Annotated in this window: 13 protein-coding genes; 4 read left to right on the top strand and 9 right to left on the bottom strand. The window is 61.7% G+C overall.

The genetic code is table 11. The features are described 5' to 3' along the window. Positions 1 to 66: 66 nt before the first annotated feature. Entirely contained in the window at positions 67 to 966 is a 900-nt protein-coding gene (locus tag ABWV64_RS04370; protein WP_353343051.1) for an acyl-CoA thioesterase, read from the top strand. 64 nt (positions 967 to 1030) lie between these two features. Here the strand turns inward: ABWV64_RS04370 and ABWV64_RS04365 are convergent, their stop codons facing one another. Next, positions 1031 to 1921 carry an alpha/beta fold hydrolase gene (locus ABWV64_RS04365; RefSeq protein ID WP_353343050.1) on the bottom strand — a complete coding sequence of 297 codons (891 nt, stop codon included), beginning with the start codon at positions 1919 to 1921 and terminating at the stop codon, positions 1031 to 1033. Positions 1922 to 2114: 193 nt separating this feature from the next. Between ABWV64_RS04365 and ABWV64_RS04360 the strand changes: the two genes are divergently transcribed. Continuing rightward, positions 2115 to 3626, top strand: coding sequence for a flavin-containing monooxygenase (locus ABWV64_RS04360; protein WP_353343049.1), 1512 nt, complete (start codon positions 2115 to 2117; stop codon positions 3624 to 3626). 61 nt (positions 3627 to 3687) lie between these two features. Here the strand turns inward: ABWV64_RS04360 and ABWV64_RS04355 are convergent, their stop codons facing one another. Beyond that, entirely contained in the window at positions 3688 to 4947 is a 1260-nt protein-coding gene (locus ABWV64_RS04355) for a TetR/AcrR family transcriptional regulator (RefSeq protein ID WP_353343048.1), read from the bottom strand. A gap of 201 nt (positions 4948 to 5148) precedes the next feature. On the opposite strand from ABWV64_RS04355, the gene ABWV64_RS04350 reads away from it, so the two are divergent. Next, positions 5149 to 5994 carry an SDR family NAD(P)-dependent oxidoreductase gene (locus tag ABWV64_RS04350; protein WP_353343047.1) on the top strand — a complete coding sequence of 282 codons (846 nt, stop codon included), beginning with the start codon at positions 5149 to 5151 and terminating at the stop codon, positions 5992 to 5994. Between the two features lie 23 nt (positions 5995 to 6017). On the opposite strand, the gene ABWV64_RS04345 is transcribed toward ABWV64_RS04350, so the two are convergent. Beyond that, positions 6018 to 7139 carry an AbrB family transcriptional regulator gene (locus tag ABWV64_RS04345; RefSeq protein ID WP_353343046.1) on the bottom strand — a complete coding sequence of 374 codons (1122 nt, stop codon included), beginning with the start codon at positions 7137 to 7139 and terminating at the stop codon, positions 6018 to 6020. A gap of 1182 nt (positions 7140 to 8321) precedes the next feature. Here ABWV64_RS04345 and ABWV64_RS04340 point away from each other — a divergent pair. Further along, positions 8322 to 10004, top strand: a complete 1683-nt coding sequence (locus tag ABWV64_RS04340; RefSeq protein ID WP_353343045.1) for an AMP-binding protein — start codon at positions 8322 to 8324, stop codon at positions 10002 to 10004. Positions 10005 to 10092: 88 nt separating this feature from the next. On the opposite strand, the gene urtE is transcribed toward ABWV64_RS04340, so the two are convergent. From urtE to truA, 6 genes are all read right to left on the bottom strand, one after another. Continuing rightward, entirely contained in the window at positions 10093 to 10788 is a 696-nt protein-coding gene (urtE, locus tag ABWV64_RS04335) for an urea ABC transporter ATP-binding subunit UrtE (protein WP_353343044.1), read from the bottom strand. Positions 10789 to 10790: 2 nt separating this feature from the next. Continuing rightward, a complete protein-coding gene (gene urtD, locus ABWV64_RS04330; RefSeq protein WP_353344508.1) occupies positions 10791 to 11531 on the bottom strand; it encodes an urea ABC transporter ATP-binding protein UrtD in 741 nt (246 codons plus the stop codon). 41 nt (positions 11532 to 11572) lie between these two features. Further along, entirely contained in the window at positions 11573 to 12802 is a 1230-nt protein-coding gene (gene urtC, locus ABWV64_RS04325; protein WP_353343043.1) for an urea ABC transporter permease subunit UrtC, read from the bottom strand. 259 nt (positions 12803 to 13061) lie between these two features. Continuing rightward, entirely contained in the window at positions 13062 to 15017 is a 1956-nt protein-coding gene (gene urtB / locus ABWV64_RS04320) for an urea ABC transporter permease subunit UrtB (RefSeq protein WP_353344506.1), read from the bottom strand. Between the two features lie 140 nt (positions 15018 to 15157). Further along, positions 15158 to 16438 carry an urea ABC transporter substrate-binding protein gene (gene urtA / locus ABWV64_RS04315; RefSeq protein WP_353343042.1) on the bottom strand — a complete coding sequence of 427 codons (1281 nt, stop codon included), beginning with the start codon at positions 16436 to 16438 and terminating at the stop codon, positions 15158 to 15160. 473 nt (positions 16439 to 16911) lie between these two features. Then, positions 16912 to 17685 carry a tRNA pseudouridine(38-40) synthase TruA gene (truA, locus tag ABWV64_RS04310; RefSeq protein WP_353343041.1) on the bottom strand — a complete coding sequence of 258 codons (774 nt, stop codon included), beginning with the start codon at positions 17683 to 17685 and terminating at the stop codon, positions 16912 to 16914. Positions 17686 to 17887: the final 202 nt, after the last annotated feature.

Genomic DNA, 17887 nt, shown 5'->3' with positions numbered 1-17887 from the left:
ATCCGCCGAGATTTGGCGTCCCTATGAGCGCCCGAAGCCACTTCCATCCGCCGGAGACAGACCCCTATGAGCAATGACCCTGCCAAACCCACCGCTGAACAGCTTGTCGAAGGGCTGCGCCGTATTTTGGACGTGGAGCGGATCGAGGAGGATTATTATCGCGGGATCGCCACGCCAAACGGGCGCGGGCGCTCCTTTGGCGGGCAGGTGATTGCTCAGGCCTTGATGGCCGCAACCGGCACGGTCGAGGCGGCGCGCAAGGCCCATTCGCTACATGCCTATTTCATGCGTCCCGGAGATGCTACGGCGCCGGTGCTTTACCGCGTCGAGCGCGATTATGACGGCGGCAGCTTTGCCACCCGCCGCGTTGTTGCGGTGCAAAACGGGCGGCCGATCTTGAACCTCGCGGCGTCCTTCCATTTCGACGAAAAGGGATTGTCGCATCAAGACGAGATGCCCGAAGATATTCCTCCGCCCGAGGATCTCGAGAATGAGGAGCAACTCGCCGAGCGGTTCAAGGGCGAATTGCCCGAGCAGTTCTTGCAGTTCTTGCGGTTCAACCGTCCGATCGAATTGCGCCCTACCGTTTTGCGCGCGCCTTTTGTGGTCGAGCCGCAGCCGCCCAAACAGGCGGTGTGGTTCCGCGCCAAAGGGCCGATGGGCGACGATCCGGCGGTGCATCGCGCGGCGTTGGCTTTCTCGTCGGATATGGGGCTTTTGGGGGTGTCGATGTTGCCCCATGCCAAAAGCTTTTCCGACAAGGATATGCAGGTCGCCTCTCTCGATCACGCGCTTTGGATTCACGAGGATATCCGTATTGACGACTGGCTGCTCTATGTGATGGACAGCCCTTGGGCGGGCGGCTCGCGCGGGTTCAACCGTGGCAAGGTCTTTACCCGCGAGGGCAAGCTGGTGGCCAATGTGGCCCAAGAGGGATTGGTGCGCCACCGGACCGACCGCTCTTAATATCCGCTTATATTGCATGTGATCGGGCGGGGGCGATGAAGCCTCCGCCCGATGTGCTTTTGGCTCAGGCGCGCAGGGTTGCTTGCTCGATCCCGTCGGCCACGCGGTCGTTGATCTGCGGCGGGATGTTGTGGCCCATGCCGTCGATCTCGACCAGAACCGCGCCCTCGATCACCGCCGCCGTATCGCGCCCGCCGTCGACGGGGACCAAGGGGTCTTGGACGCCGTGGACCACGGCGACGGGGCAGGTGATGGTTTTGAGCTTGGCGCGCCGGTCGCCATTGGCGAGGATCGCCGCATATTGGCGGGCAAATCCGGTGGGGTGGTAGGAGCGATCAAGGTCCGCCTCGACCGCCGCGCGCAGGTCCGCATCCGCAATCGGAAAGGCGGGCGAGCCGATGACTTTGGCGGTTTTGATGCCGCTGGCGATATAGGCTTCGCGGTCCTTGCCCGCGTCGGGGCGCGGCGTGGTCAATACCGCCATCGCCTCTTCGGTGGCGCGCGGCAGAGCGGGGTTGCCCGTGGTGGACATGATCGAGGTCATCGAGAGCACCTTATGGGGGTGGTCGGCGGCCATGAGTTGCACAATCATACCGCCCATGGACGAGCCGACGATATGGGCTGCCTCAATGCCAAGCGCATCAAGAAGCGCCGCCGCATCGGCGGCCATATCGTCCAGATGATAGGGCACTTGGGGCGTCTTTGCGGCCATCATATCGCCGATGATCGCCTTGAAATCCGGCACGCCCGCTTGGGTGAATTTCTGGCTCAGGCCGATGTCGCGGTTGTCCATGCGGATGACGCGGTATCCGCGCCCTGCCAATGTGGCGACAAAACTGTCCGTATAGCGGGTCATTTGCGTGCCGACCCCGCTGATCAGAAGAATCGGTTTGCCGTCCTCTGGCCCGTTCATGTCGTAAAATATCTCGATCCCGTTGGCGGTGATATGTGGCATTGGTGCGGTTCCTCTCCCTGCGAATGCTCTGATTGCTCTCGATTTATGCTTTATATATTGCGGATGAGGCAACCCGAAACCGTATTGTTCCGTAGCGAAACGGAGCGCCGCGCAATTAGGAATTGCAGAGCGCGGGCGCGGCGGTATAGTCTGCTGCAAAGAAATTCGAATATAAGGTATGGAAGGGATCGCAATGCAGCGGGATTTTGATGTGTTGATCGTCGGGGCCGGTTTGTCGGGGATTGGCGCGGCGCGCTATCTCAAGGTGAAATGCCCCGAGAAAAGCTTTGCGGTGCTTGAATCCAAGCCCGAAATGGGCGGCACGTGGAACCTGTTTCGCTATCCGGGCATCCGGTCGGACAGCGACATGTACACGATGGGCTATGCGTTCAAACCGTGGACCAATCCCAAGTCAATCTCGCATGGCGATATCATCTTGAATTACATCAAGGAGACCTCGGCGGAAAACGGGATCGACGCGCATATCAATTATGGCCGCAAGGTCGTGAGCGCCTCTTACGACAGCAAAAACACCCGCTGGACGCTCGAGATCGACCACAATGGCACGCCCGAGACATGGACCTGCAATATGCTGTTCGGCTGTTCGGGCTACTATATGCATGACGAGGGCTATTTGCCCGAATGGGAGGGGTATGACGATTTCGAAGGCACCTTGGTGCACCCGCAGTTCTGGCCCGAAGACCTCGATTATGCGGGCAAGCGGATCGCCATCATCGGTTCGGGCGCGACGGCGGTGACGCTCTTGCCCAGTCTGGCGAAAACCGCCGCGCATGTGGTGCAGGTGCAGCGGTCGCCGACCTACATCGTTAACCGCCCGTCCGAGGACAAATGGGCCAACCGGTTCCGCCGTTTCCTGCCCGCCAAGCTTGCCTATGCCTTGTCGCGCTGGCGCATCATTTTGGACGGGCGGATGCGGCGCCAGAAAATGGCGAAGAACATCAAGGGCGCCAAGCGGTTCTTGATCGGCGAAGTGGCCAAAGAGGTCGGGGATGCGGTCGATTGGAAGACCCATTTCGTGCCTGAATACTGGCCGGGGCAACAACGGATTTGCGCCGTGCCCGACGGGGACATGTTCGAGCCGCTCAAGACCGGCAAGGCCTCGATCCACACGGGCCATATCGAGAGGTTCACCAAGACCGGATTGCAGATGCAGGACGGCACCCATATCGACGCCGATATCATCATCACCGCGACGGGGCTGAAATTGCATTTCTTGGGCGGCATGCAGGTGTCGGTCGATCAGCAGCAGATCGACCCTTCCAAGCTGTTGATTTTCAAGGGCTTCATGTATTCCAACGTGCCGAACCTTATCTATTTCAGCGGCTATACCAATGCCAGTTGGACGCTCAAGGTCGATCTGGTGGCGGAGTTTGCCTGTCGCCTGTTGCGCCATATGGACCGGATCGGCGCGCGTCAGGTGGTGCCCGTGGCCAGCGCCGAAGATCTGGCGCAGACCTCGGAGTCGATCAAATTCACCTCCGGCTATTTCCTGCGCTCGCTCAAGGATTTGCCCAAGCATGGCAAGGCTTTCCCGTGGATTCACGAGCAAGACTACCTTTGGGATCGCAAGACCTTGAAGCGCGGCAAGGTGGACGACGGGGCGCTGACCTTTTCGAAGGGCGATCCGATGATTTTGCCGCAAGAGCAGGTGCGGCGCGAAGCGGCCGAGATCGCGGCGCAGTAAGCGCGCCCGAGCGGTTTGAAAACGGGGCCAACCTTGGCGGGTTGGCCCTTTTTGGTTGGGATTATTTGCCCTCGGGCGGGGCGTTCAAGATGCCGTAGGCCAGCACCGATCCATACATGCGGATCGCTTCTTCGCGGCTCTCGCGGGCATTCGCCCACGGCAGGAAATCCACCGCAGCATTGAGCGAGGAGATCAGGCACTGGCTTGCGATCAGCGGGTCGATGTGACGGATCGAGCCTTCGGCCATTCCGTCGATCATCATGCCGGCAAAGCGCTGTGCCATGCGGTTCGACCGGCGCACCACCGTATTGCGCAGATCGGCGGGCAGGGCCTGCAGCGCTGTGATGCGCAGCAGCGGAAACTCGGCGTCGAACTGGACGTCGAGCAGGCTGGCGGTGCTGGAGGTGATTTGATCCCATGCGCTGCCGCCGCTGCCGAGCGCGATGCGCTGCGCGCGGCTGACGCGCGAATAGGAGCGGTCAAAACATTCAAGCACGAGATCGTCCTTGCCGCTCAGATGGTGGTAAAAGCTGCCCTTCGAGACGTTGAGCTTGGCGGCGATCCGTTCCACCGAGGAGCCGCGATAGCCGCGCTCGTTGATCAATTGCGTCGCGGCGCGCAGGTAGGTTTCGCGCGAAATTTCGCCCTCCTCGGCGGCGCTATCGTCGATGGCATATGGTTTGGGCGCCCACCGCGCACCTTCGGGGGCAAAGCCATAGGCCATCAGGTCGAACATCCGCGCCTCGACGCGGGCGAAATCGGGGGCGGAGTATTGCGGCAGCCATGCGCCGACCCAGTGGATGCAATCCATCAGCACATGGGCGCGTGCCACGGCGAGGGCGCGTTCTGCCCCGCGCGCGTCGGGTGTGAGGATTTTCGACAAATCCATGATGATCGCGGTGTAATCCTCGGTCAGCTTGCTGCGCATCGGCTCGTCCAGCGCCCGCAGGTCCGACAATTTGGTCAGCGGTTGTGCCTGTTTGAGCCGGATGCGGGTGAACAGATCGAAGAACAGCGCAAAGAAGCGGCGCAGGCGGGCTTCGGGGGTCGGGGCCTCGGCAGCGGCGCGCGCGATCGCGCCGTAGCGAATGATCGCCTGCTCCAGCGTCTCGGCGGCCAGCATCTCTTTGCGCTTGAAATAATAGGTCACCGATGTGGTGTTCAGCCCGACCGCTTCGGCCACGCCGACAAAGGTCAGCCCCTTGAGCCCGTGGGCGTTAATCTCGGTGGCGGCAGCCTCCAAAATCCGCGCGCGCTTCTTTTGGAAGCGGTCGGAGGGGGGCGCGGACGCAGGGGCAATATGGGTGGGCGCGGTATCCATACCGGACTTGATAGCAAGGCGCGAAGGCAGTGTCACCTGCATCCATGGTCTTGGGTATTATTACTGTATCGGGTATGGTTGTCTGTCTTGGCATTATGCTGCAACGCCGCAAAAAATATGGCGTGAAACTTCTCGCTTGTTCGCAATCGAAATATGGGTATGGATGAGGTGAGTGAAAAACCCAATTCAAGGATGCGCCAAATGACCCTTCCAGCGACCGATATGAGCGGCAAGACAATCATCATCACGGGGGCCGCATCGGGCATTGGTCGTGCCAGCGCCGAAATGTTCGCCAAAGCGGGAGCAAATGTGGTGGCCTGTGATTTGTCCGATGCGCTGGACGATGTGGCCGCGGGCATTCGCGCGGCGGGCGGTGCTGTCACGGTGATGCGCATGGATGCGGGGGCCGAAGCGGATGTGGCGGCGGCGGTCGATCTGGCCTGTGACACCTATGGCGGGCTGGACAGCTTTTTCGCCAATGCGGGGATTACGGGCCGTCCGATGGACAATATGTTCGAGGCCGAGGCGCAGGATTGGGCCGAGGTGCTCAGAGTCAATCTGATCGGCCCGTTTCTGGCGGTGAAATACGGCGCGCCCAAGATGAAAGAGCGCGGCGCAGGCTCGATCGTGGCGACGGCCTCGGTCGCGGGGATACGCGCCAATGCGGGGCCTGCGGCCTATTCGGCCTCCAAGGCGGGGGTGATGAACCTTGTGCAGGTTTCGGCCAACCAGCTTTACGGCACCAATGTGCGGGTCAATGCGATTTGCCCTGGTTTGATCGAAACCGGAATGACCAAGAATTGGTATACATTGGCCAAGATGAGCGGCACGGAAAAGCGCCTTGGCCAAAATAACGCCTTGGCGCGCGGCGGTGCCCCCTCCGAGATCGCGGCGGTGGCGCTGTTCTTGTGCTCGGATCTGGCGTCCTATGTGAACGGGCAGGCGATTGCGGTCGATGGCGGGCTGTCCTCGACGCATCCTTTCTCGCTTGAGCGGCGGCCGACCGTGGCCGAGGTGGAGAAAATTCTGGCCTCCGCCAAGGCCTAGGCCGCAGGGGCGGCGCGTCAGGCTCAGGGCGCGGGCGGCTTTGCCCCCTCGCGCTGTGCCAGATTGTCGGGCGGCACGCGGTGGGCAAACATCTTGGCCACCGAGACCGACAATATGATGCGCAACACGTGATGCGCCGTCACATAGACCACCGAGATATGCAAAGAGAGCGCGACCAAAGACATCTCGGCCAAGCCGCCCGGGGCAAAGGCAAGCACCACGGCTTCGACACGCTCGCCCACCAGTTGGTGCAGCAAAAGCCCCATCGCCATCGCGATCACCATCGTGGCCAAAATATTGATCAGCGCCAGCCAGAGCGCTTTGAAAAACGCGCGTAGCTGCATGCCGACGAAACGGGTGCCAAGGCTGACCCCGATGATCAATTGTGTGATGCTGATGAGCCAGACCGGCGGCGCGCTTTGGATGATGCCGGTCAAATGTCCGATGCCGGAAAAAAGGATCGGGCCGGTGATGATATAGGCGGGGAATTTCAGCCTCTTGCCGATCAATGCGCCAAACGCCGCGGTCATGGCCTGAAGCGCGACCTCTGCGCCGGTGAAAGGGGCGGCGGCGGTTGCGATTTGCATGCCGCCCGCGCTGCCCACGGGGTTGCCGCTGACGACGGAAAAGGCCAAGGGGACCAGCATGATGGTCAGGATCAGGCGTAGAAATTGCAGCGCCATCAGCATGCGCACATCCGCGCCCGCCTCTTCGCCCATTGCGATACATTCAAGCAAGCCGCCGGGCACGGCGGCGTAATAGGCGGTGCTGCCCGATATTTTTCCAACGCGCCGGTAGCCGATGTAGCCGAAATAATGGGTCAGCGGGATGTAGAGCGTCAGCGCCAAAAGCGAGGGCCACCATTTGCGCATTTCGGAAAATACTTCGGGCGTGAAGGTCGCGCCGATGGACAGGCCGATGATCGGGATAAACAAAAGCCGTAGCCAGATCGGTACTTTTGGCGGCTGCCCGCCCGGAGCAAAGCCGAAAATCGCCAAGGCCCCAACGAAGGTGAGCGAACCGAGCAGCATCGGCAAGGGCGATCCGATCACCGTGGCGACCAGCCCGCCGATGATGCCCGCGGCGAAAATGGCCAGTGTCATTCCGATGTGAATATCTTCGCCAAAGAGGCGGATGCTGCGCATTTCGGGTCCGTTCGTTGCCTTTGTTGTCTAGGGTTTCAATAAAGTGACGTGTGGGCAAGTGGTGTTGTGGATCAGCGCGGGGCCTTTTGCGGGGCTGCGCCGTTATTTGGGTCGGGCGGCATTTGTTGCGGCCGTTTGCGGCGCGCGGCTTTGGTGCGCACGGGGGCGGTTTGTCATCAGCGGCGCGGGAGCAATGTCCCACGCCGCTTAAACTTTGACCTCGGCAGGAGGCCCGCAAGGTTGCCCTCACGGGTAGAGGTCAAAGTGTCTCTAGGGCGCTGCTCGGTTCCTTGGCCGTCTGCGCTGTGTTCTGGGTGTGTTGCATACCTTATATTCGATAGTTTGGTGTGTGATGGCGGATCAAATGATGCGCGGCGCGCGGCGGGTTCCGGCGCGGCGCGGGGGTGATTGCGGCGCAGGCGTTTGCCGCCGTGCGCGCAAAGGGCAGGTGCCAAGGCCGCGAGATTCGCGCTAGGTCGCGACCCCAGCGACGCAGGGTCGCGCACGCTTTGCGCGCCGCGAGAGGGCGTCTCGCCGCCGCGTTCACGGGTGCAGTGCGCCGCGCGCCGTCGGTTGAATGGTGTCGTTGAGGCGCTGGCCGCAACATGGGATTCTCCTCGCTGGTTTTTCTATGGTGCGAAGAATTGACCGGCCGGTCAATAGGAGATGCGCTATATAGCTAAGATGCTTGACGCAGATGTGCCTGTGGTCTTAGCGTGGTCGGGCGCGAGGAAGAGGAGCCTTGCGCGGCTGGGGTGACGCGAGAGGATGCGAAGCCCTATGGCCGAAGCAGGGCCCTGCCTTGCAAAAATGGGAGGAGCTTTCCGGTGGAAAGAGCGATATGCGCCCCTGACCGTCGGGGCGTTCGATCAGATTGCATCGCGCCTATGCGCCGCCGTGCGGTGCCGCGCAGGCGCGCGGGGCGCCTGCCGCGCTTTGCCTCTCGCTATTGCCATGAGTTTTTTTCGCCGCGCTGCGCCCGGCGCGCGTATCAAGCAGGCCGGTTGACTTTGGTTGCGCAGTCATACCCGATATTCGAAAATCAATCCGGTCTGCGGAATTTGGCCCCTCGCTGCGCCGTTTTCGCGGGCCGCTGCCGACCTTACACAGAGCATTGAACACAACGACTTGCGGCGCGTTGACCATGACCGTCAATCGCGCCCGCCCCAAAGGAGATAAACGATGAACTTGCCGTTGACCCCGAATTCCCGCCCGTGGATGAAGCATTATGCCAAGGGCGTCGCCACCGATTTCAACCCGCCCGAAACCACATGGACGGCGATGATGACGGAGGCCTTCGAGACATACGGCCCGCTCACGCATATCGAATATTACGGCAAGGAATACACCTACGATCAGACCAAGGCGCTTGCCGCGCAGGTCGCCGCCGCCCTCAAGGCGCGGGGCATTGGCAAAGGGGACCGCGTTGCGCTGCACCTGCCCAATTGCCCTTGGCATCCGATCTTTTTCTTCGGCACGATTGCGGCGGGGGCGGCGGTCACGCATTTGAGCCCGCTGGATGCGGACCGCGAGATTGCCCATAAAATGAAGGACAGCGGGGCCAAGCTTCTGGTCTCGCTGACCACGCCCGAATTTGCACAACACTTCCCCGCGCTCATCGCGGCGGGCGAGGTGCCGCAGGTGGTGCTTTGCCCTGATCCGGTCTCGGCGATGGGGCGCGATTGTCCGGTGATCGAGGGGGCCATCGGCGCCGAGGAGCTGCTCGCGCCGCATCAAGGCGCCCCCTATGCGCCCGAGCCGGTGACGCCCTCCGATCTGGCGCTGTTGCAATATACCGGCGGGACGACGGGCGTGCCCAAGGCGGCGATGCTGACCCATCGCAACTTGTCGGCGGCGGTGCAGATCTATCACGAAAGCGCCAAGGGCGAGCCGAGCCAGACGCCGGAATCGGCCAGCCTCGTCTATTCGCCGCTGTTCCACATCATGGGGCTGACCACGGCGCTGTTGAAGCGCACCTATGAGGGCGGGCGGATGCATTTGCGCCTGCGCTATGATCCCGAACAGGCGGTCAAGGAGATCGAGGAAAAGCGGATCGCGGCCTTTGGCGGCGTGCCGACCACATGGATCGGCCTGTTGGCCTTGCCCGATATCGACAGCCGCGATCTCAGCTCTCTGACCTATGTCGGATCGGGCGGCGCGCCCTTGCCGGTCGAGGTCTATAACCGCGTCAAGCAATTGACCGGATTGAAAATTCGCGGCGGTTGGGGGATGACCGAAACCTCGCCTGCGGGGACCAATGTGCCGCGCGACATGCCCGACGAAAAGCTCGGCACCATCGGCGTTCCCTTGCCCGGGTTGGACATGAAGATCGTCGATGTCGAAGACGCCAGCCGCACTCTTGGCCCCAACGAGCCGGGCGAGATGGCGATCATGGGGCCGAATGTTCTGGGGGCCTATTGGAACAAGCCGCAAGAGACCGCCGAGGCATTTCACGACGGTTGGTTCCTGACCGGCGACATCGGCTATGTGGACGAGGACGGCTATTTCTTCTTGGTCGATCGTAAGAAGGATATGATCTTGTCGGGCGGCTTTAACGTCTATCCTTTGATGATCGAGAACGCCGTGCATCAACATCCCGATGTGGCCGAGGCCATGGCGATCGGCGTGCCTGACGAATATCGCGGCGAAAGCGCCAAGGTTTACGTGGTGCTCAACAAGGGCGCGTCGGAATTCAGCCTCGAGCAGTTGCAGGCGTTCTTGGCCGACAAGCTGGGCCGTCACGAGATCCCGCGCCATTTGGAATTCCGCGCCGAATTGCCCCATACGCCGGTCGGCAAACCGGACCGCAAGGCGCTCAAGGCCGACGAGGCCGCCAAGCGCGAGGCGCTCGAAACCGCCAGCTAGGGCGCTCGAAGGCACGATGAAAACATGCAAAAGGCCGCCCCTGTTGGCGGCCTTTTTGTTTGATCACAGTTTGTTTGATCAACGAGGGCTAAACCGACACGGCCTCGACCAGCTCATCACGGGTCAAATCGCCCTTGGACCCGGATTTGAGCACCTCGCCGCGGCGCATGACCACGAATTGATCCGCCAGCCCGTAGGCAAACTCAAAATACTGCTCCACCAGCACAATCGCCATATTGCCCTGATCGCGCAGGTATTCGATCACGCGGCCGATTTGCTGGATGATATTGGGCTGGATGCCCTCGGTCGGCTCGTCCAGCAGCAGCAGTTTGGGTTTGGTCATCATCGCCCGCGCGATGGCCAATTGTTGCTGTTGCCCGCCCGACAGATCGCCGCCGCGCCGATGCAGGAATTCCTTGAGGATCGGGAAAAGCTCGAAGACCTCATCGGGAATCCGGTGTTCGGCGCGCGGCAGGCAGGCATAGGCGGTTTCCATATTTTCTTTGACCGTCAGTAGCGGAAAGATCATCCGACCCTGCGGCACATATCCGATCCCGCGTTTGGCAAGCGCATGGGCGGGCAGGCGGCCAAGGTTCTCGCCGTCCAGATGCACCGCCCCGCTCGAGCGCATATGCGTGCCCGCGATGGCATTCAAAAGCGAGGTTTTGCCGACGCCATTGGTGCCCATGACACAGGTCACCTGACCGACATTGGCCTCAAGCGACACGCCGTGCAGGATCTGGCTCGATCCGTAATGAAGGGTGAGGTCGTCCACTTTAAGCATGTCTAGCGTCCCAGATAAACGTCGATGACGTCTTGGTTTTTTGTCACATGGTCGAGGCTGCCTTCGGCCAGAACCGACCCCTCGTGCAACACCGTCACCTTGCAATTGAGGCGGCGCACGAACTCCATATCGTGTTCGACGACGACGACGGCGCGGGTTTTGGCGGCCTCGCGTAAAATATCGGTGGTTTGCTCGCGTTCGGACAATGTCATGCCCGCCGCCGGTTCATCGACCAAGAGCAATCGTGGGTCCTGCGCCAGCAGCATCCCGATCTCCAACCATTGCTTTTGCCCATGCGACAGCTCGCCGGATTTGCGTTGAAGCTCGGCCTGCAGCCCGATTTCCGAGGCCAGCTCTTCGACACGGGCCAGATCGGCGAATTTGGGCCGGTAAAACAGAACAGAGAGCGGCGCGCGGTTGTTTTTCACCGCCATCAACAGGTTGTCATGGACCGTTTGATCCTCGAAAACCGTGGGGCGTTGGAATTTGCGTCCGACGCCCGCTTGGGCGATTTTGGCTTCTGACATCTTGAGCAGGCTGACCGATTTTTCACCCCATAGAACGCGGCCCTCATCGGGGCGGGTTTTGCCGGTGATGATGTCCATAAAGGTGGTCTTGCCCGCGCCGTTCGGGCCGATGATGGCGCGCAATTCGGCGGGACCGATTTGAAAGCTCAGGTTGTTGATGGCTTTGAACCCGTCAAAGCTGACCGAGACGCCGGAGACCTCCAGAAGCGTGCTCATCGGCGGGGTCTTGGGGGCGGATTTTTCGGCGAGGGCGGCGTTCATTCTTGGGCCTCCTTTTCTTGCAAGCTGCCTTTGTCGGGGCCCAGCGGTGCACCGTGGCGGCGCGGGGTTCTGAGGCCCGCGAGACGGTCAAACAGGCCTCCGATGCCTTGCGGGGCAAGCAATGTGACGGTGACGAAAGACAGGCCCAAGAGCACCAGCCACCAATCGGTCCAGAGGATTTTGTAAAAGCCAAGGTTGATATCGGGGGCGCCGCCGCCGGTGAACCATGTGGAGACGAGCGAGACAAACGCCGCGCCGATGACCGCGCCGTAGAGCCGTCCGCGCCCGCCGATAGCGACCCAGACGGCGAGGTAGATCGAGGCGATCGGCGCGACTTCGGCGGGGTTGATGATGCCGGCTTGCGGATAGTAGAGCGCACCGGCGATGGCGGCGATGATGGCGGTCAGGGTGAAGATGAAAAGCTTATATCCTTCAACGGAGTAGCCAAGAAAACGCACGCGGGCTTCGTCATCGCGAATGCCGCGAATGACCGATCCGAATTTGCCCGAGACCACCCATGCGGCCAACAGATACCCCAGCCCCAGCGCGGCGGCCGAGCCCCATAAGAACCACATCGAAACCGTGTCTTGCGAGGCGGATACACCGGGCAGGTTTTGCAAGCCGGACAGGCCGTTGTTGCCGCGCAAACCGCTGTCGTTTTGGAAGAGGTAGAGGGCGAGGGCGAGGGTCATGGCTTGGGTCAGGATCGACAGGTAGACGCCGGTCACGCGGCTGCGAAAGGCCAGCCATCCAAAGACCAAAGCCAAGAGGCCAGGCACCATAACCACCAGCAATAATTGAAGAAAAAGGCTGTCGGCAAAGGCCCAGATCGCGGGAAATTCCGATGATCCGACGACGCCGAAAATCTGGGTTCCGATGGCGTCGGTGATCTCTTGGGCGGTGGGGGGGATGGGGGCGTTGGCGAGCGAGGAGACCACGATGGCTTCGGTGCGCGCATACATCAGCCACATGCCGATCATATAGCCGCCAAGGCCGAAGAAGGCGAAGTGGCCAAGGCTCAAAATGCCGCAATAGCCCCAGACCAGATCCATCGCGATGGCGATCAGGCACAGGCAAAGGGTTTTGCCTAAGGTCTTGACAAAGCTGGTAGAAATCAGCCCCGCGCCGAAGGCTTCGCTCATAAATGTCACGGCGATGGTGAAGAGCGCGAGCAGGGCGAGGAAGATCAGCACCGAAGGATTGCGGGCGATAAAGGAGGATCTCATGGGCGCATCTCCGTGAACGATTGGGCGCGAGAGGGGCGGCGCAAGGCGGGGGATTTGGCGGGGCAAAACCCGCTGTCGGTATCACGTCGGTATTGCGTCGGTATTACGTCGGTGCCGTGCGGGGCCGTGATCTGCGCCGCGTAGGGTGAGGGCAGGGCCGCTTGCGACTTGCCGGTCAGGGCAGCCGCAGGCGCGCGCTTGGCGGCAAGCGCGGGGCCAAGGGCAAGGAGGGAGGAGGCGGGCATAGGGCGGATCATGATCAATCTCCTGCCGCGCGGCCTTTGAGGGCGATGATGCCGCGGGGCCGGAACTGGATAAAGATGATGATGAATATGATCATATAGGTCTGCGCCGCCAGCGTATTGGACGGGTTGAACCATTCGATGCCCTTTTGCAAAAAGCCGATCATCGTGGCGCCCAAAAGCGTGCCCCAGATATTGCCGACCCCGCCGACGACCACGGTCATGAAGCTTTGCACGATGTAATCGGCGCCCATTTCCGAGGTCACTTTGGCATAAAGCCCGATGGCCACGCCCGCGATGCCCGCGATGCCCGAGCCAAGCCCGAAGGTCAGCATATTCACCCGTCCGGGGTTGATCCCCATCGAGGCGGCCATACGCGGGTTTTGCGTCACGGCGCGTGTCTCAAGCCCAAGGCGGGTTTTCTTCATGATAAAGAGGAAGATGGCGAGGAAGATCAGCGCCAGCACAAAGATCGCGATGCGGATATAGCTCACGCCGACCACATCATTGAGCACCCAAGCCCCGTCCAGCCACGCGGGCGAGGTCAGCGGGCGCGCCTGCGTGCCAAAGATGTTTTTGGCCAATTGCTGTAGCGCAATCGAGATGCCGAAAGTGGCCAGCAGGGTTTCGAGCGGGCGGTTATAGAGCCAGCGGATCACCAACCGCTCCATTGCGACACCGGCGGCAAAGGTGACCATAAAGGCCAGCGGGATCGCGAGCAGGATCGAGACGGTGTAATTGGGCACGAATTGTTGCACGACATATCCGGTATAGGCGCCCATCATGATGAATTCGCCATGCGCCATATTGATCACGCCCATGACGCCAAAGGTGATGGCAAGGCCGATGGCGGCGAGGAAATAGATCGAGGCGAGCGAGAGCGCATCCAGCCCGAGGTCGAGCGCCTGCATGGTGCCGACATTGAGGGCGATGGATTTGAGCGCCTTATTGGCCGCCTCGGTGATGGCGGGCGAAGGGTCTGCATAGGCGTCGAAAAATATGTGATCGCTGAGGGCGCGGTCGACATCGGCGCTCAATGCGGTGGGCGCCGCTTTGCCCGCCTCGGCGAGGGCCGCATAGGCGCGCTCGCGCATCTCGGGATCGTCCAGAACCGCGACGGGAATACCGGCGACCTTGCCGTCCTCGATATGGGCGGCCAAGGCGGTGCGGATGTCGTCATTGCTGATCCGTGCGGGGGCAAGGCCCTTGGCGACCAAAAGCGCATAGGCCTCCTCGCGCGGCAGGGCCTCGGAGCCAGGTGTGAGCAGGCGCGCGACGTTGATATTGGCGGCCATATCGCCCGCCGTCACATCGCGGCGGGTTTGGACGAGGGGGTTCAGCGTGGCGCGCACATCGCGGTCCAGATCGCCCGAAACGCTCTCAATCGCGGCGATACGCTCGGCCTCGTCCTTGGCGTAGCCGATGGTCAAAAGCGTGGCGAGGCGGGTTTTGCGGGCGCGGATGGCGGCATCGGGTTCGGCCTCGATCGAGGCGCGCAGAGGCGCCAGATGGGCCGCGTCGGGGTCGCGCTGGATCGAGGTGAGCGCGTCAAGGCGGCGGGCGGGATCGGGATCGGAAAGCTGGAACTGCACCAGCGCCGAGCCGATCAGCGCGCGGATGCCGCTGTTGGGTTTTTGTTGGTCGAGGGTGGATTTATCGGCCTCGCCCACCGGTTCGCCGGTGTCGAAATCGATCAAACGGTAGGTGGATTTGCCGGTCTTCTCGCCCTTGAAGAACAGACCGTCCGCCTCGCGTTGCCACATGTCCTTGTCCTGCCATGCCTGCAAAACGGCTTGGGCCTGCGGCAAACCGGAGGCGGCGAGCGCGTCAATCGCGGGGCCGATGGTGGTGCGCGAGCTTTTCTCGATCAGGGCGCGGTGCTCTTGCAGCAGGTCCTGAACGGGGGTCTGTTGGGCATAGAGGGGGAGGGCGGTGAGCAGGGCGAGCGCTGCCGCGAGAAGGTGCCGGATCATCATGTGCCTGTGCAATTGGCGAGGGCTGCGCGCAAATGGGGGCAGAGCCGGTCGCGGGGTCTTTTTCGGGCGGTGCCTCGCGCGCGAGGCTGGGATGCGAGGGGCAGGCGCGCCGCCCCCCGCAAATCGTGTCACGCCGATCAGTAGTTCGACTTCAGCTGCACGCAGCTTTCGGTTTCGGTGTTATACATGCCGCAACCGAGGTCTTTCCAATCGGATTTGAGAACCGCCGAGGCCGGCAGGAAATCGGTCCATGCATCGCCGGGGACCTCGGAGGTCTGGCTGATGATGTCGAATTGGCCGTCCTCTTGGATTTCGCCGATCAAAACCGGTTTGGCCAAGTGGTGGTTGGGCAGCATCACGGCGGTGCCGCCGGTCAGGTTGGGCACTTCGATGCCGATCATGGCTTTCTCGACCGCATCCACATCGGTGGTGCCTGCGGCTTCAACCGCTTTGACCCACATGTTGAAGCCGATCACCGTGGCCTCCATCGGGTCGTTGGTCACACGCTCTTCGCCCATGCGCTCTTTCCATTTGGCGACAAACTCTTCGTTCACGTCGCTTTCGGCGCTCTCGAAGTAGTTCCACGCGGCCAGATGGCCGACGAGGTTGGTGGTATCAAGGCCCGAAAGCTCTTCTTCACCGACCGAGAAGGCCACGACGGGGATGTCATCGGCGGAAATACCGGCCGCCGCGAGTTCTTTGTAAAAGCCGATGTTCGCATCGCCGTTGATGGTCGAGATCACGCCGACTTTCTTGCCGTCCGCACCCAAGGCCACAACGTCCGCGACGATTTTCGACCAATCGGAATGGCCAAAGGGCGTGTAGTTCACAAAGATGTCTTCCTCGGCAATGCCTTTGCCTTTGAGGTAGCTTTCGAGAATGTTGTTCGTGGTGCGCGGGTAAACGTAATCGGTGCCCAGCAGCGCAAATTTCTCGACGCCCAATTCTTCGAGGAAGTAATCGGTCGCGGGGATGGCTTGCTGGTTGGGGGCCGCGCCGGTGTAGAACACGTTTTTGGAGCTTTCCTCGCCCTCATATTGCACCGGATAGAACAGCAAACCGTTGAGTTCCTCGATCACCGGCAAAACCGATTTGCGCGAAACCGACGTCCAGCAGCCGAACATCACATCGACGTTTTGCACGGTCAAAAGCTCGCGCGCCTTTTCCGCGAACAGCGGCCAATCGGAGGCGGGGTCAACGACAACCGCTTCAAGCTGCTTGCCCAAAACGCCGCCCTTGGCGTTTTGCTCGTCGATCATCATCAAAACCGTGTCTTTGAGCGTGGTTTCCGAGATCGCCATCGTGCCGGACAGCGAATGCAGAACGCCGACCTTGATGGTGTCTTCGGCCGAAAGAGCCGGCAGGGCGCTCAGGCCAAGCGCCGTCGCACCGGCAAGTGTGGTTTTCAGAAAGTTCATGAATGTCTCCCAAGGCGAGGCATAGCGGCCCGACCCTTGCATAAGGGCGTCCCGAACCATAAATTATCCCCCGCAACAGTTGTTGTTGCTCTTTATGGCGGCCGGTTTGAGGTCCAAGTCATCCGGTCGCCGTTTCCCCCTCGCCACATCTAAGTGTCCGCTGCGCGTTCGCGCCGCTGATCGCGCGGTGCATGTTCGCTTTTGGACGCCAGAGCCGTGGATCAGGCGGGAGTAGAAGGCCCTTACCAAAGGGCAGGCGTCTATCCGGACCGCGCCGCAGAGGCGGCAGAATGCGCGTGTCTGCCTGTTTTTTGCGCGGCCTGCTTGTGACTGCTTAAAATATAATCAGCGAAGAGTCGGGTTTTGGCGCCGGAGCGTCACAAAACTGTCATATCACCCCGCGAGGCATGACGGGTTTTGCCCGTCTCGGACCCTTGCACCGCCCCGCACGCGCCAGCGAGTCGCTGCGCCGCTCAGCGCGCCTCGAATGGATCGTCCTCATATCCGACACCGGCCAGATACAGCCCCTGCGGCGGGCAAACCGGCCCGCAGGCGGCGCGATCACAGGCCTCAAGCGCGGCTTTGACCGCCTCGGGCGCCATTGCCCCTGCGCCGACGCGCTCCAATGTGCCGACAAAGCTGCGCACCTGATTGTGCAGAAAACTGCGCGCGCGCAGGTAAAACCGGATCTCGCGCCCGCCATTGGCCGGTGCCTGCTCGATGCGCAATTCGTCCAATGTCTTGACCGGACTGTCGGCTTGGCACTGGCTGGCGCGGAAGGTGGTGAAATCATGCCGCCCGATCAAATGCGCCGCCCCCGCGCGCATCGCATCGATGTCGAGATCATGCCCCACCTGCCACACCAATCCCGCCTCATGGGTCGCCGGTGCGCGCCGCGACAACAGCCGGAAGATATAGCGCCGCTCATGGGCCGAAAACCGCGCGTGCCAGTCCTCATGCACCGGCTGCAGGTCCAAAATCGCCACCGGCAGGGGCTTGAGATGGAAATTCAGCGCCCCCATCAACCGCTCGGGCGCCCAATCACGCGCCATGTCGCAATGGGCCACCTGCGCATAGGCATGCACGCCCGAATCCGTCCGCCCCGCCGCCGCAATCGTATGGGCGCGCGGCTCCAGCTTGGCCAGCGCCGCCTCGATTGCGCCTTGCACCGTGGGCAATCCGTCCTGACGCTGCCATCCGGCAAAGGGCGCGCCGTTATACTCGATCTTCATGGCATATCTGGGCATGCCCCGCTCTTATCCGCGCGGGCCGGACCAATCAATCCCTCTCGCGTCGCGCGCACTCATTGCCCTTAGGCCCTTTGCGCCCCTATGCGCGCGCCAACCCTCGCGCCGCCCGCCTCGTCATGCACAGAACCCGACCACAGGTCCCGCCCCCTGTTTTGCAGGTTCCCCAAATATCCCCGCCGGAGGCTCCGACGCTCCCGCA

Origin of the sequence: Litorivita sp. NS0012-18 (genome assembly GCF_040371945.1) — a bacterium.
Lineage (GTDB): Bacteria > Pseudomonadota > Alphaproteobacteria > Rhodobacterales > Rhodobacteraceae > Litorivita.
The sequence above is the reverse complement of the archived record's forward strand: the minus strand, read 5'-3'. Positions and strand labels throughout refer to the sequence as shown.

Excerpts from the sequence above, each read along its gene's own strand:
- ABWV64_RS04370 (WP_353343051.1), top strand. The coding sequence starts at position 67 with ATGAGCAATGACCCTGCCAAACCCACCGCTGAACAGCTTGTCGAAGGG.
- ABWV64_RS04365 (WP_353343050.1), bottom strand. The coding sequence starts at position 1,921 with ATGCCACATATCACCGCCAACGGGATCGAGATATTTTACGACATGAAC.
- ABWV64_RS04360 (WP_353343049.1), top strand. The coding sequence starts at position 2,115 with ATGCAGCGGGATTTTGATGTGTTGATCGTCGGGGCCGGTTTGTCGGGG.
- ABWV64_RS04355 (WP_353343048.1), bottom strand. The coding sequence starts at position 4,947 with ATGGATACCGCGCCCACCCATATTGCCCCTGCGTCCGCGCCCCCCTCC.
- ABWV64_RS04350 (WP_353343047.1), top strand. The coding sequence starts at position 5,149 with ATGACCCTTCCAGCGACCGATATGAGCGGCAAGACAATCATCATCACG.
- ABWV64_RS04345 (WP_353343046.1), bottom strand. The coding sequence starts at position 7,139 with ATGCGCAGCATCCGCCTCTTTGGCGAAGATATTCACATCGGAATGACA.
- ABWV64_RS04340 (WP_353343045.1), top strand. The coding sequence starts at position 8,322 with ATGAACTTGCCGTTGACCCCGAATTCCCGCCCGTGGATGAAGCATTAT.
- urtE (WP_353343044.1), bottom strand. The coding sequence starts at position 10,788 with ATGCTTAAAGTGGACGACCTCACCCTTCATTACGGATCGAGCCAGATC.
- urtD (WP_353344508.1), bottom strand. The coding sequence starts at position 11,531 with ATGAGCACGCTTCTGGAGGTCTCCGGCGTCTCGGTCAGCTTTGACGGG.
- urtC (WP_353343043.1), bottom strand. The coding sequence starts at position 12,802 with ATGAGATCCTCCTTTATCGCCCGCAATCCTTCGGTGCTGATCTTCCTC.
- urtB (WP_353344506.1), bottom strand. The coding sequence starts at position 15,017 with ATGATCCGGCACCTTCTCGCGGCAGCGCTCGCCCTGCTCACCGCCCTC.
- urtA (WP_353343042.1), bottom strand. The coding sequence starts at position 16,438 with ATGAACTTTCTGAAAACCACACTTGCCGGTGCGACGGCGCTTGGCCTG.
- truA (WP_353343041.1), bottom strand. The coding sequence starts at position 17,685 with ATGCCCAGATATGCCATGAAGATCGAGTATAACGGCGCGCCCTTTGCC.